The sequence below is a fragment of the Sphingomonas sp. CFBP 13714 genome (assembly GCF_014842205.1).
GTDB lineage: Bacteria > Pseudomonadota > Alphaproteobacteria > Sphingomonadales > Sphingomonadaceae > Sphingomonas > Sphingomonas aerolata.
Genome location: NZ_JACYVG010000003.1, coordinates 440,494 through 461,787, shown reverse-complemented (window position 1 = coordinate 461,787; position 21,294 = coordinate 440,494). Strand labels below are relative to the sequence as shown.

Annotated in this window: 18 protein-coding genes; 6 read left to right on the top strand and 12 right to left on the bottom strand. The window is 66.7% G+C overall.

Annotation, left to right across the window (positions count from 1 at the left end; all coding sequences use genetic code 11):
• Window positions 1-59: 59 nt before the first annotated feature.
• Together trpE and IFT54_RS09870 are read right to left on the bottom strand one after the other, a co-directional pair.
• Entirely contained in the window at window positions 60-1,565 is a 1,506-nt protein-coding gene (gene trpE / locus IFT54_RS09875; RefSeq protein WP_192070477.1) for an anthranilate synthase component I, read from the bottom strand.
• Window positions 1,549-3,492 (bottom strand): peptidylprolyl isomerase, encoded by a 1,944-nt coding sequence (locus IFT54_RS09870; protein ID WP_192070476.1) that lies wholly within the window; start codon window positions 3,490-3,492, stop codon window positions 1,549-1,551. Before IFT54_RS09870 ends, trpE begins: the two co-directional genes overlap by 17 nt.
• Before the next feature lie 118 nt (window positions 3,493-3,610).
• Between IFT54_RS09870 and tpiA the strand changes: the two genes are divergently transcribed.
• Complete coding sequence (tpiA, locus tag IFT54_RS09865; RefSeq protein ID WP_107933018.1) at window positions 3,611-4,366, top strand: triose-phosphate isomerase; 756 nt, start codon at window positions 3,611-3,613, stop codon at window positions 4,364-4,366.
• A 54-nt stretch (window positions 4,367-4,420) separates the two neighbouring features.
• Here tpiA and IFT54_RS09860 read toward each other — a convergent pair whose 3' ends face one another.
• Both IFT54_RS09860 and IFT54_RS09855 read right to left on the bottom strand, forming a co-directional pair.
• A complete protein-coding gene (locus IFT54_RS09860; protein ID WP_192070475.1) occupies window positions 4,421-5,809 on the bottom strand; it encodes a leucyl aminopeptidase family protein in 1,389 nt (462 codons plus the stop codon).
• 10 nt (window positions 5,810-5,819) lie between these two features.
• A complete protein-coding gene (locus IFT54_RS09855; protein ID WP_192070474.1) occupies window positions 5,820-7,214 on the bottom strand; it encodes a serine hydrolase domain-containing protein in 1,395 nt (464 codons plus the stop codon).
• 161 nt (window positions 7,215-7,375) lie between these two features.
• Here IFT54_RS09855 and IFT54_RS09850 point away from each other — a divergent pair, with 161 nt between their 5' ends.
• Window positions 7,376-7,522: a lmo0937 family membrane protein gene (locus tag IFT54_RS09850; RefSeq protein WP_107045915.1), complete on the top strand. Its 147-nt coding sequence runs from the start codon at window positions 7,376-7,378 to the stop codon at window positions 7,520-7,522.
• Between the two features lie 78 nt (window positions 7,523-7,600).
• Here IFT54_RS09850 and rimO read toward each other — a convergent pair whose 3' ends face one another.
• A complete protein-coding gene (gene rimO, locus IFT54_RS09845) occupies window positions 7,601-8,929 on the bottom strand; it encodes a 30S ribosomal protein S12 methylthiotransferase RimO (RefSeq protein WP_107933027.1) in 1,329 nt (442 codons plus the stop codon).
• A gap of 96 nt (window positions 8,930-9,025) precedes the next feature.
• On the opposite strand from rimO, the gene IFT54_RS09840 reads away from it, so the two are divergent.
• Window positions 9,026-10,123, top strand: a complete 1,098-nt coding sequence (locus IFT54_RS09840; RefSeq protein ID WP_192070473.1) for an anhydro-N-acetylmuramic acid kinase — start codon at window positions 9,026-9,028, stop codon at window positions 10,121-10,123.
• 58 nt (window positions 10,124-10,181) lie between these two features.
• On the opposite strand, the gene IFT54_RS09835 is transcribed toward IFT54_RS09840, so the two are convergent.
• From IFT54_RS09835 to IFT54_RS09815, 5 genes are all read right to left on the bottom strand, one after another.
• The gene (locus tag IFT54_RS09835) at window positions 10,182-10,490 is read right to left on the bottom strand and encodes a hypothetical protein (RefSeq protein WP_192070472.1); all 309 of its coding nucleotides are present in this window, start codon (window positions 10,488-10,490) and stop codon (window positions 10,182-10,184) included.
• An 83-nt stretch (window positions 10,491-10,573) separates the two neighbouring features.
• On the bottom strand, window positions 10,574-11,752 hold the full coding sequence (locus IFT54_RS09830; RefSeq protein ID WP_031394953.1) for a vWA domain-containing protein: 1,179 nt from the start codon (window positions 11,750-11,752) through the stop codon (window positions 10,574-10,576).
• Window positions 11,753-11,816: 64 nt separating this feature from the next.
• On the bottom strand, window positions 11,817-12,362 hold the full coding sequence (locus IFT54_RS09825; protein WP_031394952.1) for a CHAP domain-containing protein: 546 nt from the start codon (window positions 12,360-12,362) through the stop codon (window positions 11,817-11,819).
• 73 nt (window positions 12,363-12,435) lie between these two features.
• Entirely contained in the window at window positions 12,436-13,875 is a 1,440-nt protein-coding gene (locus IFT54_RS09820; protein WP_192070471.1) for a hypothetical protein, read from the bottom strand.
• 93 nt (window positions 13,876-13,968) lie between these two features.
• Window positions 13,969-14,823 (bottom strand): AAA family ATPase, encoded by an 855-nt coding sequence (locus IFT54_RS09815; RefSeq protein WP_166747874.1) that lies wholly within the window; start codon window positions 14,821-14,823, stop codon window positions 13,969-13,971.
• A gap of 69 nt (window positions 14,824-14,892) precedes the next feature.
• Between IFT54_RS09815 and bla the strand changes: the two genes are divergently transcribed.
• Window positions 14,893-15,861: a class A beta-lactamase gene (gene bla / locus IFT54_RS09810; protein ID WP_244648775.1), complete on the top strand. Its 969-nt coding sequence runs from the start codon at window positions 14,893-14,895 to the stop codon at window positions 15,859-15,861.
• An 18-nt stretch (window positions 15,862-15,879) separates the two neighbouring features.
• Here bla and IFT54_RS09805 read toward each other — a convergent pair whose 3' ends face one another.
• Window positions 15,880-16,548: a DUF6975 family protein gene (locus IFT54_RS09805; RefSeq protein WP_192008601.1), complete on the bottom strand. Its 669-nt coding sequence runs from the start codon at window positions 16,546-16,548 to the stop codon at window positions 15,880-15,882.
• Window positions 16,549-16,949: 401 nt separating this feature from the next.
• Here IFT54_RS09805 and IFT54_RS09800 point away from each other — a divergent pair, with 401 nt between their 5' ends.
• Both IFT54_RS09800 and IFT54_RS09795 read left to right on the top strand, forming a co-directional pair.
• The gene (locus IFT54_RS09800) at window positions 16,950-19,154 is read left to right on the top strand and encodes a S9 family peptidase (RefSeq protein WP_244648818.1); all 2,205 of its coding nucleotides are present in this window, start codon (window positions 16,950-16,952) and stop codon (window positions 19,152-19,154) included.
• A gap of 98 nt (window positions 19,155-19,252) precedes the next feature.
• Window positions 19,253-20,281, top strand: a complete 1,029-nt coding sequence (locus IFT54_RS09795) for an aspartate-semialdehyde dehydrogenase (RefSeq protein ID WP_031394463.1) — start codon at window positions 19,253-19,255, stop codon at window positions 20,279-20,281.
• Between the two features lie 134 nt (window positions 20,282-20,415).
• Here IFT54_RS09795 and IFT54_RS09790 read toward each other — a convergent pair whose 3' ends face one another.
• Window positions 20,416-21,057, bottom strand: coding sequence for a YitT family protein (locus IFT54_RS09790; RefSeq protein ID WP_192070469.1), 642 nt, complete (start codon window positions 21,055-21,057; stop codon window positions 20,416-20,418).
• Window positions 21,058-21,294 lie beyond the last annotated feature (237 nt).

Genomic DNA, 21,294 nt, shown 5'->3' with positions numbered 1-21,294 from the left:
GCCGCGGTCGGCACCTGACGCCCGCGGCCTTTTATTGTGTTTGTCGAACGATGGCGGGATTACTGCCCGTAGGACGTCCCGCCGGCGCGCGCGACCGCTTCGCGGGCGGCGGCGAGGATCGCCCCGGCCTTGGCCTCGCATTCGCGCTGTTCGGACACGGGATCGCTGTCGGCGACGATTCCCGCCCCGGCCTGTGCATGGATCATCCCGTCCTTCACGACGGCGGTTCGCAACACGATGCACGAGTCCATCGATCCGTCGGGGGAGAAATAGCCGACGCCGCCGGCATAGGCGCCCCGCCGTTCGGGTTCGAGTTCGGCAATGATCTGGCACGCGCGGACCTTGGGCGCGCCGCTGACCGTGCCGGCGGGGAACCCCGCGAACAACGCATCGAGCGCGTCGCTGCCGGGCGCGAGCGACCCGACGACGTTCGAGACGATGTGCATGACGTGACTGTAGAATTCGACGCCATAGCTTGCCGTGACGCGGACCGATCCCGGCGCCGATGCCCGTCCGACATCGTTGCGGCCGAGGTCGAGCAGCATCAGATGCTCCGCGCGTTCCTTCGGATCGGCCAGCAGGCTGGTCCGGTTCGCCTCGTCTTCCGCAGCACTGCGGCCCCGCGGGCGGGTCCCGGCAATCGGGCGGATCGTCACCTCGTCGTCGCGGACGCGGACGAGGATCTCGGGTGAGGATCCGATCAGCGCGAAGCCGGGAAGATCGAGGTGATAGAGGAAAGGCGACGGATTGATCCGCCGGAGCGAACGATAGAGTTCGAACGGCGGGAGCGTGAACGGCGTGCTGAAGCGCTGGGCAAGGACGACCTGAAAGATGTCCCCGGCCACGATATAGTCCTTCGCGCGCGCGACCATCGCACCGTAGCGGTCCGGCGACAGCGCCGGCGTGTAGGACGGCTCGGGTGAAGCCGCCCGGACCGGTGCCGGAACCGGCGTGGTCGTGAGCTTCGCGGCGACGGCGTCGAGCCGCTCCTCGGCACGCGCGACGATCGTGTCGGGATCCATGGCGGGTTCCGGCCAGGCGGGGGCGACGAGAAACAGCGCGTCGGCGAGCCGGTCGAAGACGAGAACCACCGAAGGACGCACGAAGATCATGTCCGGCAGGCCGAGCGGGTCGCTGTCGGGTTGCGGCAGGGTCTCGACCAGACCGACCGTCTCATAGCCGAAATAGCCGACCAGACTGGCGAGCGCGCGCGGCAGTTCTGCTGGGACGTCGCTGCGGCATTCGGCGACCAGAGCGCGCAGGGCATCGAGTGTGGGCAGCGCACAGGGCTCGAACGCCTCGCGATCGGTCGACCAGTGACGGTTGATCTCGGCACGATGACCCGCGGCACGGAACAGCAGGTCGGGCGCAAGGCCGATCAGACTGTGCCGTCCGCGCGTTGCGCCGCCCTCGACCGACTCGAGCAGGAAATCGCCACGCCCCGGCTCGATGAGCTTGAGGGCAGCGGCGACCGGCGTCTCCGTGTCGGCGACCTGCCGCCGCCAGACGAGGGCGGGGCGTCCGGCGGCGAGCGCCGCGCGCGCGAGCTCAGTTATTGGAACCACCCTGTGCCAGCAGTTCGGCCCGGACGCGCGCGACGGCCTTCGGATCGGTCTTCACGCCGACCTGCGCGCGGACGGCCTTGACGAACTGGTCAACATATTCGCGGCCGACGCTGCGCGCGATCGAACCGCGAGCGGCCTGGATTGCCGCCTGGTTGCCGGTCGCATTGCCCCGATCGATCTTGTCGAGCTTGACCACGAACCAGCCATCGGGGCCGGCGATCGTCTTGGCGGTACCCTGCGCCATGCTGAACATCAGGCGCAGCACGGGCGGGGTGTTTTCGGGGTTCTGCATGATCTGCGCGCGCGACGCCGTGACAGGGCGCGCGGGCGGGACGGGGAAGCCCGACTGCCCCAGCGCCTGCTGCAGCGGTATGCCCTTGTTGATCCGTGCAAGCGCGGCATTGGCATATTTGCGGGCAGCCCGACTGGCGCGGTCGGCCATCAGGTCGCGCATCACGGCAGGACGGACCTGTGCGAGCGGACGGGGTGCTGCACGAACGACGCGGCCGAGCGCGACGACCGCGAAGCTGCCGTCCGACCCGGTCTGGACCATCTGCGGTGCATCGCCTTCCGCGGCCTGGAACGCGGCGCTGACGATCGGCGCAAGCGCGGCGTCGGGCTGCGTGCCGGGCGCGTCGGGGTTGGTGCCGTTGGCGACGAGGCCGGGCGTGGTGATCGCGGTCAGCTTGCGGTCCGCGATGATCTCGTCAAATGTCGCATTGTCCGACAGGCCATCGTCGATCGCGTCATGGATCTTGCCGAGCGCTGCCTGCGCCTTTTGCGCGCTGAGTGCTGTGGCGATCTCGCCCCGTGCCTGGTCGAGGGTCTTGGCGGGGACGTTCTGGATCGAATCGATGCGAGCGATCGTCCAGCCGAGCGGCGTACGGACGGGGCCGACGACCGCGGCATTCGCTGCCGCGAACACGGCATCCGCGACCTGCGGGCTGGTCGTGCCAGCATAGGCGGCCTTTTCGACAGCCGTCTGGGTCGATGCTTCGAGACCGGCGGCGCGGGCGGCGTCGGCGATCGCGGTTCCGGCCTTCACCTTGGCAGCGATCGCAGCGGCGCCCGCCTGATCGGCGACGACGACCTGCGTGATCGTGCGCTTCTCCGTCGGGGCGTAGCGTGCGCGATCCTGCTGATACTGGGCAGCGATTTCGGCGTCGGTCGGGACGGCCTGCGCCTTGACCTGTGCCGCGTCGACGACGGCGTAGCGGATGACGCGGCGTTCGGGGATCGTGTAGCGCGCGACGTTGCGATGATAGAAGGCGTTCAGTTCGGCGTCGGTCGGCGCAGGGCCGGCCGGCACCGCGGCGGTCGGGATGAAGCCGACGAGACCGCTGCGCTTCTCGAGCAGCAAGGAGGCGAAGGGGAGGGCGAGCTGGCTCGGGACCTGCGACGCGCCGCGCGTCGGCAGGATCAGCTGCTGCGCATAGGTGTCGCGGACGATGTCGGCGCGGATCTGCGCGTCGGTCAGCTTCCGTTCGACCAGGACGCGCTGATAGAGGGACGGGTCAAACTTGCCCGTCGGGCCCTGCAGTGCGGGGATGCTGGCAATCTGCCCGTCGACCGAGCGCTTGCTGACGACCATGCCCTGCTGCCGGCCGAACTGCTCGAGCGCGAGGCTCGCCGTGATCCGGTCGAGCGTGCCGTCGAAGCCGCCCTGCTGGACATAGCTCGCCATGTCGAGCGTCGGCTGCTGCTGGCGGAAGCCTTCCATCTCGGTCTGGACACGGGTGCGAAGCTCGTTCGCCGTCACGTCCGCCTTGCCGACCGTGGCGACGTCGTCCGCAGCGATGCCGCTTGTTCCGCCGCCCAACCCGGTCATGTCACCCGCCGCGAAGGCGAGTGCGATGACGCCGAGGAGGCCGAAGGTGATGATCACGCCGAACCTCGACTGGGTGAGGCGGCGGAAGAAACTGAGCATGAATGGCCGATCGACAGGGACTGAGTTCCTTCCGCTTTACGGTGCGCATCGGCGCGCTTCAAGCTTGTGCCGTTCGGTGTCGGCGCTATCCGGGACCGATGATGATCGGGAGAGTGCGATGCGGCGCAAGTTGGTAGCGGGAAACTGGAAGATGAACGGGTCGCGCGCGGCGCTGGCCGAACTCGACGCGATCGCGGCGGCGGCGGCGGCAGCGCCGGACGTCGATGTGGAGATTGCCGTGCCCTTCACGCTGATCGCCGCAGCGGCTGATCGCGCGCCGGCGCTCGCGATCGGTGCCGAGGATGTGCATGAGGCCGATTCGGGCGCGCATACGGGTTGTGTGTCGGCGGGGATGGTGAAGGAAGCCGGCGCTTGCTTCACGATCGTCGGTCATTCCGAACGTCGTGCTGACCAGCACGAAACCAGCCATGACGCCTGGGCGAAGGCAGCGGCGGCGCGGCGGCAGGGGCTGCGCGTCATCCTGTGCTGCGGCGAAACCGAGGCCGAACGCGATGCCGACCGGGCCGAACGTGTCGTGCAGGCGCAGATCGAGAAATCGGTGCCCGACAATGCGGACGGGAGCTGGTTTACGCTGGCCTATGAGCCGCGCTGGGCGATCGGCACCGGACGCACCCCGACGCTTGACGAGATCGCCGCGATCCATGCGATCGCGCGGGCGAAGCTGCGGATGCTGATCGGCGATGCGGCAGCGGGCGTGCGGATCCTCTATGGCGGGTCGGTGACGGGCGCCAATGCCGCGGCGATCCTAGCGACCGCGAATGTCGACGGCGCGCTGGTCGGTGGCGCGAGCCTGACCGCGGACAAGTTCGTCCCGATCATCGAGGCCGCGGCGAGCATCGACGGCGCCGGCTGACCCGCCGGGAGCGCGGCACGCCCTATCGTCGGGCGTGCCGCGTCAGGCCTTTGGTCAGGGGGTGCCGTACCGCGTGCTCAGCATCGCGAAGGCGGCGCGCAGGGCATAGGCCTCGCCCCCCTTGGGGCGGCCGGGCTTCGCAGTCGGGCGCCAGGCGAACACGTCGAGATGCGCCCAGGCAATGCCCGGCGGCACGAAGCGGCGCAGGAACAGCGCCGCGGTGATCGCGCCGGCAAAACCCCCGTCGGGCGCGTTGACCAGATCGGCGATGTCCGACTTGAGCATGTCGTCATACCCGTTCCACAACGGCATCCGCCAGAGCGGGTCGGCCTGTGCGTGGCTGGCGTCGATCAGCTCGGCTGCGAGCGTCTCGTCGTCGGTGAACAGCGGCGGTAGATCAGGGCCGAGCGCGACCCGCGCCGCGCCCGTCAGCGTGGCGAAGTCGAGGATCAGCGCGGGCCGGTGCTCGACCGCGCGCGTCAGCGCGTCGCCGAGGACGAGCCGCCCCTCGGCATCGGTATTGGTATTCTCGACCGTCATGCCCTGTCGCGTGTCGAGCACGTCGCCCGGGCGGAAGGCATTGCCGGCAATCGCGTTCTCGACCGCGGGAATGAGCAGGTGGAGTCGGACGGGGAGCTTCGCCCCCATCACCAGCCCGGCCAGGGCGAGCGTGTGCGCAGCGCCGCCCATGTCCTTCTTCATCAGCCGCATGCCCGCCGACGGCTTGATGTCGAGGCCGCCCGAATCGAAGCAGACGCCCTTGCCGACCAGCGCGACGCGCGGGTGCGTGGGGTTGCCCCATTCAAGCTCGATCAGCCGGGGCGCGCGTGCCTCCGATGCTGCCTGGCCGACCGCGTGGATCATCGGATAGCCGCTGGCGAGCGCGTCGCCGCGCGTCGTCGTGACGGTTGCGCCATGCCGGGCGGCAAGCGTCTCGACCGCCGCCTCGAGTTCGGCGGGGCCGAGATCCGATGCGCCGGTGTTGACGAGGTCACGGACCATCGCGGTCGCCTCGGCAAGACGGATCGTCGGCTCGATCGATGCGACCTCGCTCGTCAGCAACACGCGTGCGGGCTTGCGGGCGGGCTTGCGATAGCGATCGAACTGATGCTGTGCGAGCATCCAGCCAAGTCCGGCACCCCCCACGTCGCCCTCTGCGAGGCGGTAGGTGTCCGCGGGAAGCGAGGCACCGAGCGAAGCGATCCGCCACGGCGACGACATCGCCTCGTCACAGACGAGCAGCATCGACCATGTGTCGGAGGCGTCGCCGGGGAGCACGGCGCGGTCACCCGGCTTGCCGGTCAGGCCATGCGCCGCGATCGCGGTGCGGATGCGCGGCGGCTGAGCACCGAGCCAGCTCGCAAACTCCTCCGGACGGACGACGTGGATCGGCGTGGCGGGCTGGCCGCGGTCGGGCTGAAGCAGGGAAGCGAAATCGGTCATTGCGTGCCAGTTACTGAGAGGGAGCCACGAGGAATTGTTCGTACCGGCCGTTCGCGCCGGGTTCGGCATAGGTGCTGAGCGACAGCGTGCGGTCGGGATAGGTGATGCGATAGGTGCGGTTGACGAAGCCGCCGCGCAAGCGGGCGCGGCCGGTTTGCGCAAAACCAGTCGGTTCGCCGAGCGCGCCGAGGCTCGACTTATAGTCCGCGAGCGCGACCGGCTTGAAATAGAAATTGGCGTCCTCGGTCAGGCGGCTACGGTCGAGCGTGCCGGTGCGGAGCTGATCGTAGACTGCGCGTGCCCTGGGCAGGGCGGCGGCATCTTCTGCGTTCGCGGCGGCGGGTGGCAGGACGATCTTCGCGATCCCGCTCGAGATCCGGCCGACGGCATCGCTGAACCAGCTGTTGGTCAGCACGACGATCGCCGCCTGTTCGTCGGGATACACGATGTTCTCGGACAGGAAGCCGACCGCCTCGCCGCTGTGCTCGACATAGCGACGGCCGTTGGTTGTGCCGGTCGAGACGCCGAGGCCATAGCCATTGGTCGATCCGTCGACGAGCCTGACCGGGGTCTCCTGCGCCACCCAGTCGTCCGCGGGCAGCGTGGTTCGTGTAAGGCGCGCGACGTCCCATTTGGCCAGGTCCCGCGCACTCGTCGACAGCTCGCCCGCGGCGTACAGCCAGCCGGGCGCACTCGGCGTCTCGGGACGGACGGGCCCGAGCGCGAAACGGCCATAGCCTTGCGGAAAGCCCCTGCCGATCGCCTTGTCCTGATCGAGCGCGCGAATGTCGAGCGGCGTGAAGATGCGCTGCTGCAGGAAGTCGAGCAGCGGTTGTTTCGCGACCTTCTCGACGATCAGGCCCGCGACGACATAGCCCGTGTTGGAATATTGCCACTGCGTGCCCGGCTCGAAATCGAGCGGCTTCTTCCCCCAGCGATCGACGATCTGCTGCGGCGTGACGGGGGTGGCCATTGCCGCAAAGCTGTAATCCTGCGGCCAATAGTCCTGCAGCCCCGAGGTGTGGCTGAGCAACTGGCGGATCGTGATGCGGTCGCCACCGGTGACGCCGGGGACATATTTCGCGACCGTATCGTCGAGGCTCAGCCGGCCCTCATCCTCGAGCAGCAGGATCGCGGCGGCGGTGAATTGCTTCGAGATCGACGCGATCTGATAGGGCAGCGCCGGATCCGCGCGCGCGATCGTTTCGGACGGCTTGCCATAGGCTTTGGCGAACACGATCCGCCCGCCGCGCACGATCGCGATCGACGCGGAGGGAACGCCCGTATCGCGGAGCGAACCGGCGACGAGCGTATCGATCTGCGCGCTTTCCGCAGGCGTGAGCGACTGGGCGATGGCTGGGAGAGGAAGCGCGAGCGCGGCGAGCGTGAACAGGCGAAACAGCATGGGGGCATCGAAGCAGAAGGCGGGTGTCGGCGCAACGCCGCAACTTAATGTCGAGCCAGCTGAGGAGCTTAACCCATATCAGGTTAAACGGCGGAACACGCTCGAGCGCGGGGACGTTTCAGCGGCATCGATCACGTCATCACAACAGATTGGGAACTGCCATGCTCTGGACCATCGCCGTCATCTTGCTCGTCCTCTGGCTTGCCGGTTTCGCCTTTCACGTCGCGGGCGGGTTGATCCACATCCTGCTGGTGATCGCGGTGATCGTGGTGCTCGTGAAGCTGTTCACCGGTCGCAACGTCGTCTGAACGCGTGTGCCCCAAGGTGCAGGTATTTTCGCCTGCACCTTGGGGTAGTATCGTTGCGTCAAGACCGACGCAGGCGCGTCAGACCGGCACGCCGTACAGATCATGGTCGTCGGCATCCTCGATCGTCACGGGTACGATATCGCCGACCGTCAGGTGACCCGCATCGCGCAGGAAGACCTCGCCGTCGATCTCGGGCGCATCCGCCTGTGAGCGACCCGTCGCCCCCTCGTCGTCGACCACGTCGATGATCACGTCGAGCGTCCGGCCGATCTTGGCCTGCAACTTGGCCGCGGAAATCGCCGCGGTCTTTTCCATGATCCGGGCGTAGCGCTCTTCCTTGAGCTCCTCGGGCACATGGTCCGGCAGCAGGTTGGCCGCCGCGCCCTCGACCGGTTCGAACCGGAACGCGCCGACGCGGTCGAGCTGCGCCTCGTCGAGCCAGTCGAGCAGATACTGAAAATCCTCCTCGGTCTCGCCGGGGAAGCCGACGACGAAGGTCGAGCGAATCGTGATGTCGGGCGCGATCTCACGCCATTTGTGAATGCGCTGGAGCACCTTGGCATCATTGCCAGGGCGCTTCATCCGGCGCAGCACCGCTGGCGCGGCATGCTGGAACGGAATGTCGAGATACGGCAGCACGAGGCCCTCCGCCATCAGCGGGATGACGTGGTCGACGTGCGGATAGGGGTAGACGTAATGCAGCCGCACCCACGGCGCGATCTTGCCGAGTTCGCGCGCGAGATCGGTCATGTGCGCACGAACCTCGCCGCCACCCTTCAGCGGCCAGACCGAGTGGCGTAGGTCGACGCCGTAGGCCGACGTGTCCTGGCTGATGACCAGCAGCTCCTTCGTGCCCGCGGCGACGAGCTTTTCGGCTTCGCGCAGGATCGCGTCGGGACGACGGCTGACGAGATCGCCGCGCAGGCTCGGAATGATGCAGAAGGAGCAGCGATGGTTGCAGCCTTCCGAGATCTTCAGATAGCTGTAGTGGCGCGGCGTCAGCTTGAGCCCGGCATCCGGGATCAGGTTGAGGAACGCGGACGGCGGCATCGGGGCGGCTTCGTGGACCGCGCCGACGACCTGCTCATATTCATGCGCACCGGTGATCGCGAGCACCTGCGGGAAGCGCGCACGGATCGCCTCGGCTTCCTTGCCCATGCAGCCGGTGACGATGACACGGCCGTTCTCGGCGATGGCTTCGCCGATCGCCTCGAGGCTTTCCTCCTTCGCCGAATCGAGAAAGCCGCAGGTATTGACGAGGACAACGTCGGCACCGGCATAGTCGGGCGACATCTGATAGCCGTCACCGCGCAGCTGCGTGAGAATCCGCTCGCTGTCGACGAGGTTCTTCGGACAGCCGAGCGAGACCATGCCGATCTTGGGCGGAGTGGGGAGTATGGTTGCCATGGGAGCCGCGCACATAGGCGCAAAGTTCGGTTTTTTCTAGGCGGTCGAGATGCGATCCGTCATGGCCGGGTCTGAGGACAGGGAAAGGGACCCAAAATGCTGGCGATTGGATTGATGTCGGGGACGTCGCTCGACGGGATCGACGCCGCGCTGATCGAGACCGATGGCGAGGCGATGGTCCGCCCCATCGCGTTCCGTGGGGAGCCCTTTTCGGATGCGGCGCGCGCGGAACTGTCCGACGCGACACGTATGGCGCTGACGTTCGATCGGCCGCGCGCTAGTCCGCCGATCGTCGCCGCGGGCGATCTCATCACGCGTACGCATGTCTTCGCAGTGCACAAGCTGCTGGCGGATGCCGGTGTCGCCGCAGCGGAAGTAGACGTGATCGGGTTTCACGGACAGACGATCGCGCATCGACCCGATCGGGGCTGGACCTGGCAGATCGGCGACGGCGCGGCGATGGCACGCGCCACGGGGATCACGACGGTATCCGATTTCCGGTCGGCCGATGTGGCGGCGGGGGGGCAGGGCGCGCCACTGCTGCCGGTCTATCATGCGGCGCTGGCGTCCACGCTCGACGGGCCGGTCGCGGTACTGAACCTGGGCGGGGTCGGCAACATCACCTTCATTCCCGGCGCGACAAATGGCAACGACTCGCTGGTCGCGTTCGATACGGGGCCGGCGAACGGCCTGATCGACAGTTGGGTCGAGGCGGAGACGGGCGCGCGCTACGACAAGGGGGGCGCGCTGGCGGCGGCGGGGCGCGTCGACGAGACGGTACTGACGGCGATGCTCGATCACCCGTTCTTCGATGCACCCCCGCCCAAGTCGCTCGATCGGAATGACTTTACCATACAGCCGGCACGCGGGCTGTCGGCGGCGGATGGCGCGGCAACGCTGACCGCATTTACCGCAGCGACGGTCGCGGATGCGGTCCGGCATCTGCCCGCGCGACCCATGCGGCTGCTGGTCGCGGGCGGTGGACGTCATAATCCGACGATGCTGGCCATGATCGCCGCGGCGACCGGGCTGGGCGTTGAGGCGACCGACGCGCTCGGGTGGAACGGCGATGCGCTGGAGGCGGAAGGGTTCGCCTATATGGCGGTGCGGACGCTCCGCGGGCTGCCGATCAGTTTTCCAGGAACGACGGGGGTGCCGGCGGCGATGGCTGGCGGGGTCGTCCACGCGGTTTAAGGCCACTGAACATGCCAGAGGTGATGGCCCGCCTTTGTCGGCGGGCCATGCATTTCGATTAGTGGGACTTCTTCGGCTTGCCGGGCTTCTTGGGCGCGGGCTTTGGCGGAGTCTTCTTTTCCGGTGCGTCCTTTGCGCGGAGCGCAGGTGCGGCGATCGCAGCAGCAATGCCGGCGACCAGCGTGGCGCCGACCGCGATCGCGGTCTTCGGGTGCGACTTCACCGCGTCGGTGGCGGTGGCGATGCCGGCCTTTGCCGCGTCCGTCGCATCGTCCATCCAGTCGCCCTTGGCGGCGGGAGCCGGCGCGGCGTCGTCGTCATGCTTGACCTTGGCATGCGGCATGGCAGAATTCGGGATCGACGACATAAGCTATTCCTCGCACAGGGATGATGCACGGTAAACCGACCGGGTCCATGACGGTTCCGTTACGGGATCGCGCAGGCGGGGCCTTAGCGCTTGCGGGTAAGCTCACGCATCGCGTCGTCGAGACCGGCGAGAGTCAGCGGGTACATGCGGTCGGTCATCAATTCGCGCATGATGCGTACCGATTGCGAATAGCCCCATTGCGCCTCGGGCACGGGGTTGAGCCATGCCGCAGACGGATAGGTCGTCGTCAGGCGCTGCATCCAGACTGCGCCCGGCTCCTCGTTGAAATGCTCGACCGAGCCGCCGGGATGGGTGATCTCGTACGGGCTCATCGATGCGTCACCGACCAGCACCAGTTTGTAATCATGGCCGAACTTGTGGAGCACGTCCCACAAGGGCGTGCGCTCGGCAAAGCGGCGCGTGTTGTCCTTCCACACACCTTCATACGGGCAATTGTGGAAATAATAGAATTCGAGGTTCTTGAATTCGGTGGTCGCGGCGGAGAAGAGCTCTTCGCAGAGCTTGACGAAGGGATCCATCGATCCCCCGACATCGAGGAACAGCAGCATCTTGATCGCATTGCGGCGTTCGGCGCGCATGACGATGTCGAGATAGCCCTGGCGCGCGGTGCCGGCGATCGTGCCGTCGATGTCGAGTTCGTCCGCGGCGCCGTCGCGTGCGAACCGGCGCAGGCGTCGCAGCGCGATCTTGATGTTTCGCGTGCCGAGTTCGCGGGTGTTGTCGAGATTGCGGAACTCACGCTGGTCCCAGACCTTCAGCGCGCGCTTGTGCCGGCTCTCGCCGCCGATGCGCACGCCTTCGGGGTTGTAGCCGCCATTGCCGTAGGGGGAGGTGCCGCCGGTACCGACCCATTTGTTGCCGCCCTGATGGCGTCCCTGCTGTTCCTCGAGCCGCTTCTTGAGCGTCTCCATGATCTCGTCCCACGAGCCCAGCGACTGGATCGCGGCCATCTCGTCCGGGGTGAGGAATTTCTCGGCGACCGCCTTCAGCCAATCCTCGGGGATGTCGGTCGGCGTCGTGCCATAGCTCGTGGCGAGGCCGCGGAAGACCTTGGCGAAGACCTGGTCGAAGCGGTCGAGCATCCCCTCGTCCTTCACATAGACCGCGCGGGAGAGGTAGTAGAATTCCTCGGGCGTCCGCTCGATCACCTCGGCGTCGAGCGCCTCGAGCAGGAGCAGATGCTCCTTGAGGCTGGCCGGGATGCCCGCGCTACGCAGCTCGTCGAGAAAATTGAGAAACATCGCCCTATCCTGCCTCTCCAGCCCCGCGAAGTCGAGGGGCGAGTCGAGGATCGGGTATGCGCGGTCAGCTGCCCGGGACGTATGCGTCGATCAGCGCGCCGACATAATCGGGATTGCGACTGGTCAGTTCGGCCGCGGGTCGCGCATCGCCGTGGATGAAGCCGTAGACGGGGTAGATGCCGCCGCCGAGGCCGTCGACATCCTTGTACCAGACCTTGACGCGGCTCCAGTCATTGGCTGGCGAGACGTCGAACAGCGTGACGTCCTGTTCGGCATGACCGCGTTCGCCGTTCTGGCGCGACCAATTGGCATGGGTCAGCATCACGACGCGCTTCTCGACGACGCGGCTGATGACCGCGACATGCCCCATCGGCAGGCGGGCCGTCTTGGCGAAGACGATGACGGAGCCCGTCTTTGGTCGGTGCGTCCGCTCGTACCGGCCATCGGCCTGACGCCACCATGTCCAGGCATCGCCATAGATCTCGATCCCCGAGGCCGCTCGCGCAAACGGAACGCACTGGCCGACATAGTCGAGCAGCGATGCCTGTGCAGCGGACCCCGCGCCGATCGTGAGGACAGCGGAGAGAAGGGCGCGACTGAAGCGATTCATCCCGTGATCCTAAAGGCCGTCCCATGACCGCCATGTTGCCGCCTGTGGTTAATGGCATGACGATGCGCCAGCCTCAATATGGATTAGTCGACAAGGCGTTGCGCGCGCGCGGTAGTCCGTAAAGCGCCCAGTCGGTTCCCGACAGCATCCCCCGGCGGCGCATGGTCCGAAGCGTATAGACGCGTCCGCAGCGTCGCGTCGTGGCCGTCGCTGCGCCGCCGTCGTCGAGATCGACGAAGACGAATTGCACAGGTCGGCAGTCGCTTGTCAGCACGAGCGGATAGCGCGCCGCTGAGGCGGCGACCCGAAGCGGGGCAACCGGCTGAAGGTGATCGACATGAACGCGCGCGCCGCCCGGTGCTTCGATGCGGACGCGGGCGATGGCGGCATCGATATCGCCGCGTCGTCGCTTAATGTCCTGCGCGATGTCGTGGACCATGCCGATCGCGAGGAGGGTGAGGGCGAGCGCGGCCAGCATCCTTGACCGCGGGCCTTTCGTCAGCGCGGTGGCGATCAGGTCGGTCAGGAGCAGCAGTACAGCCACGCTTGAGAGCAGGAAGTAGCGCGGCATTCCCGTATTGGCGACGTGAAGCGTGGCGAGGGCGATCGGCAGCCCCGCAATTGCGAGCATTGCCAGCCACGCCATGGGGCGTCGATGCGCGACGGCGACCATTGCGGCGACGCATAGTGTGAGCGCGAGGACCGCGATCCACCAACGTGGCAAGGCGGATGCACCGAGCGTCGTCGCCAGCATGACCTGCAGCGCGCTGACCAGGCTGGCGAACGAGAAGGGCACATAGTCGCCGACCTGCATGCCGCCGGGGCTTGCGGCGGCGGCGCCGAAGACCAGCGTGAAGACGAGCATGACGGCAACGACGCTCGGCAGCATCAGCCGCGCGGTCATCGCAGCGGCCGTCCCTGTGGCAACCCGCTGGCGCAGCGTCAGCGCGACCCAGCCGGCGATTGCAACGACGAAGAACAGCATCGTCAATTGTGACAGGTGTCCGAGAATGGTCAGCAGCGCGAGCAGCCCCGGCGCATGGCGGGGCGAAGGGGCGGGGTCGTCGAGCCAGTGGGCGGCGACCAGGATCGCGCCCAGCGCGCAGAGCAGCATCGGCGCATAGCCGCGCGCTTCGCTGCCATAATTGACCAGGATCGGCGACAGCGCGAACAGCGCCGCGCCGACCAGCGCATGCGCCGTGGAGCGCCGCGCACCGATCGCAGCGACGACCAGCACCGTGGCGGCGCCGGTGACGATCGACAGCGCACGCAGGGCCAGCGGCGGCGCGGCATAGCCGACCGCGTGCATCCACAGGCTGTTCAGATGGTGGTTGTTGTCGTGGTTGATCGAGGTGAACACGGCCCAGGATGTGTCCGCCCTCGCCACCAGCACCGCAGACCACGCCTCGTCGACCCACAGCCCGCCATGGGCCGATAGGATCCGGACCCAGACTGCGACGCCCAGGATCGCAAGCAGAGCGTATGCCGCGGGGAGGGACAGGTGGTGACGCACCTCCGGAGCAATAGCGCGCAACTGGTTAAGGCCGCATGTTCAGCGTCGCTCCAGCCGACCGTTCCGGCCGCTGCTGTCTCGTCGCTCCCGAAGCTACCCCTGGTTCTTCTGCCGCTTGGCCATGAAGGCTAAGCGTTCGAACAGCATCACGTCCTGTTCGTTCTTCAGCAGTGCGCCGTGCAGCGGCGGGATCGCCTTGGTCGGATCGCGGTTCTGCAGCGTCTCGAGCGGCATGTCCTCGTGCAGCAGCAGCTTGAGCCAGTCGAGCAGTTCGGAGGTCGAGGGCTTTTTCTTGAGGCCGGGGACGTCGCGGACGTCGTAGAACAGATCCATCGCGCGCGATACGAGCATGCGCTGGATCCCGGGGAAATGGACGTCGACGATCGCCTGCATCGTCTCGCGGTCGGGAAACTTGATATAGTGGAAGAAGCAGCGCCGCAGGAACGCGTCGGGCAGTTCCTTCTCGTTGTTGCTGGTAATGATGACGATCGGGCGCTCGACCGCGCGGACGGTTTCTTTGGTCTCGTAGACGTGGAATTCCATCCGATCGAGTTCCTGCAGCAGATCGTTCGGGAACTCGATATCGGCCTTGTCGATCTCGTCGATCAGCAGGACGGGCGGTGCCGGCTGGGTGAACGCCTCCCAGAGCTTGCCCTTGCGGATATAATTGCCGATTTCGTGGACGCGCTCGTCGCCGAGCTGGCCGTCGCGCAGGCGGGCGACCGCGTCATATTCGTACAGCCCCTGCTGCGCCTTGGTCGTCGACTTGATGTTCCATTCTATCAATGGCGCGCCGAGCGCCTTGGCGATCTCATAGGCGAGCACGGTCTTGCCGGTGCCGGGTTCACCCTTGATGAGCAGCGGGCGGCGTAACGTCACCGCGGCATTCACCGCGACCTTGAGGTCGTCGGTCGCGACATAGCTCTGCGTGCCTTCGAAGCGCTTCATGCCCATTCCCGTCAGAATCGAATTCCCGGTACGGATAGAAGCTGTTGGGTATCCGACGCAACCCGGACGATGGCGACACCGACAGCGATCGGGGTTCGTGGCAAGGCCCGGACGGTGTACGGAACGATCGCGCGGCGAAACGGCGCGGCTGGAGGAGGCATCACGATCATCATGCTGAACAGGCGGGCCGTCCTGTCAGGCGTTTCCGCAACGCTCGTCACGCGTCCGGCCTTCGCACGCAGCGAGGCTCCTCCGCCTGGCGTCGCCGACTATGAGACCGCGAGCGGCGGCCATGTCGGGCTCTACGCGCGCAACCTGATGACGGGGAGGGCGATCGCCTGGCGTGCCGATGAGCGGTTCGTCATGTGCAGCACGTTCAAGGCGTCGCTCGCCGCGTGCGTGCTCAGCCGGGTCGATCGCGGCCGGGCCCGGCTTGCGGACAGGATCGCGCTCGTTCCTGCCGACCTTCAGGACTGGCACGCGCCCGTCGCCCGGCAGAATCTGGCGCGGGGCGAGATGTCGCTCGGCGAGATGTGTCAGGCAGCCGTCGAGCAAAGCGACAATAGCTGCGCCAATATCCTGTTGAGGCAAGTTGGCGGGCCCGCCGCGTTGACGGCCTATTGGCGGGGTCTCGGCGACGATGTCAGTCGGCTGGACGATATCGAGCCGTTCCTGAACCGTACGCCACCGGGTGGGTTCCGCAACACGACGACGCCGAGGGCGATGGCGTCGACGATCGGACGGCTGACACGTGGTCCGGTATTGTCGCCCTCGTCGCGCGCGCTGCTCATGCTGTGGCTCCGGCAATGCCGGACCGGCGCCGCGCGGTTGCGGGCCGGTCTGCCGCGCGGATGGGCAATCCGCAACAAGACGGGGAACAACGGCAAGGACGCGGCCGGCGACATCGGGCTGTTGTGGCGCGATCCCGACACGCCGATTATGATCAGTGTCTACACGCGCGGCGGCACGCCGACCGAGGCGCAGTTCAAGACGTTGTTTTCAGAGGTTGCCCGGGGAGTTGCTACGATACTGGCCTAGGCTGCGAGTGCAATCCGTTCAGAGATCGCCGCGCGCGCTGGCGCGGGCTTCGAGCAGCGACCAGAGGCCGCGATGCTGGGCGTAGAGCTGCTGCGCCCCGAAGGTGATGGCGCGCCGTGTACCAGGCGTCGCACCCAGCGTCGCCAGCGCCTTGGCGCTGACGTCAGCGGGCGGGAGCGCGCGCGGCGGCGCGACGATGCCGAAGCGGGTCGCGGCAAGGTCGAGCACATCGCGCGTCACCGCCCAGTCGTGGAGCAGCGCGGCCACCGCCCCCGTGGCGCAACCGGCGCGCTCCGAACCGGACAGGATCTCCAGCGCGTTGCGCACGCCGGCGAGGGCGGCCTCGGTCGCCGCCTGACCCGGTGTCGAGGGCAACGGCCCTACGGCTGCGGTCAGCTGGGCGAGATAGCCGCGTTCGATCGCGAACCCGGTCGCTGCGGTTTCGAGCCAGGGCAGCGAACCCAACTGTGCGCCACGCAGCAAGGCGTCGTCGATCATCCCGGGGTGCCGTCCATAGACGTCGCAGAACGCATGCACCGCATCCGACAGGTTGCGCTGGGCGGGGGCGGATTGGATCAGTCGCGTCGCGTGAGGGTGCGCGACAGCACCGTCGACGGCGCCAAGGCGCGCGACGACGTCCCAGGCGCCGGGCCGTGTTTCGTCAATGGATGCCGTCGTCGAAGCCATTAGTCCCCGGTCATGTCTGGGATGCCCGCGCGCCATATGCGTGCGGACGTCCGATCGCAGGTCCTTGCACGTCACGTGTAAAGACCGCGTGCACATGACGTTAACCGGCTGCTAACCATCCGCCGGCGGGTCCGGTCGGCCTGGGCTTGACGGCTTGGCCGCGGGCGAGCGCATCACGCGGGGTTTACGGCTTTACGGGGGCGGGACGCGCCGCGATAACGCGCGCGGCACCGGCACCGCGCTGGAGCCCGTCCATCGGAGACTATAGGATGCGTACATGGTTGCTTGGGCTTGCACTTGCTTCGGTCGGAACCGCCGCGATGGCTGCTGACGGCGCGTCCGCGCAAACGGCAGGCGCCGCCGACGGCGTTGCCACGCCGAGCGATCCGGCTGCGGCTCCCATGGCGGCTGCAGCCCCGGCCGGCGATCTGACGCTGGCGCGGGTGTTCGGCAATCCCGACCTGTCGGGCCCGCAGCCGCGCGCGGTACGGCTGTCGCCCGACGGTGCGCTGTTGACCTCGCTGCGCAACCGGGCGGACGAGAAGGAGCGGTTCGATCTCTGGGCGGTCGATACCGCCACGGGCCAGGAGCGGATGCTCGTCGATTCGAAGAGTGTAGGCAGCGGCGCCGAGCTGAGCGAAGCCGAAAAGATGCAGCGTGAGCGCGCGCGGATCGCCGGGTCGAAGGGTATCGTCGCCTATGACTGGGCGCCCGATGGCAAGTCGATCCTCGTGCCGCTCGACGGCGACCTGTACATTGCGACGCTCGACGGCAAGGTCCGGCGGCTGACCGATGCACCGGGTGGCCAGCTGAACCCCGTGATCAGCCCGAAGGGCGGGTTCGTATCCTATGTCCGCGACCAGAATCTCGTCGTCCAGCCGCTTGCGGGTGGCGAGGCGCGCGCGGTCACCAAGGGCGGCGGCGGCACCGTCCATTTCGGTGAGGCGGAGTTCGTCGCGCAGGAGGAAATGGATCGCCGCACGGGCTATTGGTGGTCGCCCGACGAGCGCTATGTCGCGGTCGAGCGGTTCGACGAGGCGCCGGTGCGCATCTTCACGCGTGCCTCGATCGGCGCGACGGGGACCAAGGTCTATGATCAGCGCTATCCCGCCGCGGGCACGCCCAACGCACTGGTCGACCTGTACGTGATGAAGCCCGACGGGTCGGGCCAGGTGAAGGTCGATCTGGGCACCAATCCCGACATCTATCTCGCGCGGGTCGACTGGACGCCCGACGGGACGATGCTGCTCGTCCAGCGCCAGAGCCGCGACCAGAAGCTGCTCGAGATGCTGCGCGTCGACCCGGCAACGGGCAAGTCGACGATCCTGTTCACGGAGAAGTCGGGGGTGAAGAGCTGGCTGAACCTGTCGGACGCCTACCGCGTGCTGAAGGACGGCAGCCTGATCTGGCGGTCGGAGCGCAGCGGCTATGGCCATCTCTACCGGTTCGCGGCAGGCCGCTGGACGCAGCTGACCAAGGGCGATTGGGTCGTGACCGGGCTGGTCGGCGTCGACCAGGCCAAGGGGCGGTTGTTCTTCACGGGCAACAAGGACGACGTGCTGGAGCAGCAGCTCTATTCGGTCGATATCGCCAAGCCGAACGCGATCACCAAGCTGACCGAGAGCGGCTGGTGGAACAGCGCGTCGATGGACGGTGCCGGCACGCGGTTCATCGTCTCGCGCTCGAACCCGTCACAGCCGACCCAGGTCTATCTGGCGGATGCGACCGGCAAGCGGATTTCGTGGATCAACGAGAATGCGGTGAAGGAGGGGCATCCCTATCATCCCTATGCCGCCAGCCATCAGCAGACCAAGTTCGGCACGCTGAAGGCCAAGGACGGCACGACGCTCTATTACGAGATGATCACCCCGCCGATCGAGCCGGGCAAGAAATATCCCGTCTTCTTCCAGCATTATGGCGGCCCGGGCACCGGCCAGCAGGTCACGCGCGGCTGGCAGGGGCCGCTGCCGCAATATCTGGTCGATCAGGGCTGGATCTTCTTCCAGATCGACAATCGCGGCTCCTACAACCGCGGTAAGAAGTTCGAGGACGCGATCTATCACGCGATGGGCACGGTCGAGGTCGAGGACCAGCTGGCCGGGGCGGAGTATCTGAAGACGCTGCCGTTCGTCGAGCCGAGCAAGATCGCGACCTATGGCTGGTCCTATGGCGGGTACATGTCGCTGAAGATGCTGGAGAAGACGCCGGGAGTCTATGCCGCCGCAGTCTCGGGCGCGCCGGTCACCGACTGGCAGCTCTACGACACGCATTATACCGAGCGGTATCTGGGCGATCCCAAGACCGATCCGGCGAGCTATGCGACGTCGGCCGCGGTCGAGGATGCGGCGCTGATCAAGGATCCGCTTCTGCTGATCCACGGCATGGCGGACGATAACGTGTTCCTCGACAATTCGACCAAGGTCGCGGCCAAGATGCAGGCGACTGCGACGCCGTTCGAGATGATGTTCTACCCGGGCTATACGCACCGCGTCGCCGGGCCGGGGATCAGCGAGCATGTCTGGGGGACGATCCTGAACTTCCTCGACCGGACGGTGAAGAACAAACCGGTTCCCGGCGAGGGGACAAGCTTGCCCGCGACGAAATAAAGTTATCTGGCAGGGCGCGCCGGAGACGTATACGGACGCGCCCGGATGAAAATCAGCAATGTCGCGATCGGCTCGCGGCGGCATCAAGGGACGACATAATGGGTTATCGGATCGTGGTCGCAGGGGCGACCGGCAATGTCGGGCGCGAAATGCTCAACATCCTGGCGGAGCGTGAATTTCCGGCGGACGAGATCGCCTGCGTCGCATCGTCGCGCAGCCAGGGCGAGATGGTCGATTTCGGTGACACCGGCAAGCAGATCAAATGCCAGAATATCGAGAATTTCGACCCCACCGGCTGGGACATGGCGCTGTTCGCGATCGGGTCGGAGGCGACTGCGGTTTATGCGCCCAAGTTCGCTGCGGCGGGCTGCACCGTGATCGACAATTCGTCGCTGTACCGGATGGATCCGGACGTGCCGCTGATCGTGCCCGAAGTGAATGCGGACGCGATCGACGGCTACAAGGTCCGCAACATCATTGCCAACCCGAACTGCTCGACCGCGCAGATGGTCGTCGCGCTCAAGCCGCTGCATGACGCCGCCAAGATCACGCGCGTCGTCGTCGCGACCTATCAGTCGGTGTCGGGCGCGGGCAAGCAGGGCATGGACGAGCTGTTCGAGCAGAGCCGGAACATCTTCGTCGGTGACCCGGCCGAGGCCAAGAAGTTCACCAAGCAGATCGCGTTCAACGTGATCCCGCACATCGACAGCTTCCTCGACGACGGGTCGACCAAGGAAGAGTGGAAGATGGTGGTCGAGACCAAGAAGATTCTCGACCCGAAGATCAAGGTCACCGCGACCTGCGTCCGCGTGCCGGTGTTCGTCGGCCATTCGGAAGCGATCAACATCGAGTTCGAGAACGAGATTTCGGCCGAGGAGGCGCAGAACATCCTGCGCGAGGCGCCCGGGGTCATGCTGATCGATAAGCGCGAGGATGGCGGCTACATCACGCCGATCGAATGCGTCGGCGAGTTCGCGACCTTCATCAGCCGCGTGCGCGAGGATTCGACCGTCGAGAACGGCATCAACCTGTGGTGCGTGTCGGATAATCTGCGCAAGGGCGCGGCGCTGAACGCGGTGCAGATCGCCGAGCTGCTCGGGCGACGGCATCTGAAGAAGGACGCGTAAGGGACTGATCTGGGGGGAGGCTGTGCCGCCCTCCCGTCATCCCGGGCTCGACCCGGGACCCAGGGCCATAGCTGTCGCCCGAGATACTCTGGGTTCCGGGTCGGGCCGGGGATGACGAAGAAGGCCGGTGGCGATCAGTGGCCGATATAGCGGCCCGGGCGGTGCCAAGCGATCAGGATGAGGCTGATCGCGGCCGCGCTTAGGACCGACCAGCCGAACTGACCCGCGCTGACGACAGGGATCGCGGCGGCTAGGATTACCACGTCGAGCGCGATTTGCGTGCGGCCCGCATTCCAGCCACGCGTGCGCTGAAGCCACAGCGTCACGACCCCGGTGCCGCCGACCCCGGCCTGATGCCGCGCGAGGACGAGGATGCCGAGCCCGATCACCGTGCCGCCGACGATCGCGGCAAAGAACGGGTGCATCTGGTCGACGTGCATCGATCCGCTCGCGAAGGTCGAGAAGGCGGCGATCCCGGCATTCACCAGCATCGTCTTGATCGCGAAGCGGCGGCCCATCGCGTAATGCGCGAACAGAAAGAAGGGCAGGTTGATCAGCGTGAACAGGACACCGGTCGGCAAGGGCACCAGATAGGACAGCAGCAGCGCGATCCCGGCGATCCCGCCGGTGACGAGCCCTGCCGCCTTCAGGAAGACCAGCCCGATCACCAGCAGGATGCAGCCGATGACGAGCGCGTAGAAATCCTCCGCGATACTGTGCGGGCGTCCCAGGGGAAGGGTGGCTGAGGGCAGGGTGGCGTCGGCAGATGGCGGCATTGCGGGTCCTTGGTCGGGCCCTTCGCGCATCCTCAATGGATCGTTCGACGCAATCCTTGTCCCTTAGCTAAAGGAGTTTGCGTGTCACACTACCCCTTTTTGTGATCGCGTCGTGCGGCAGGGCCATAACGATGGGCGTTCGTCATCCTGACGAAAGTCAGGATCCAGGATACCAAGCGCGGCATCCGTGGCTCTGGATCCTGACTTTCGTCAGGATGACGTAGCGGTGGGTCGCGG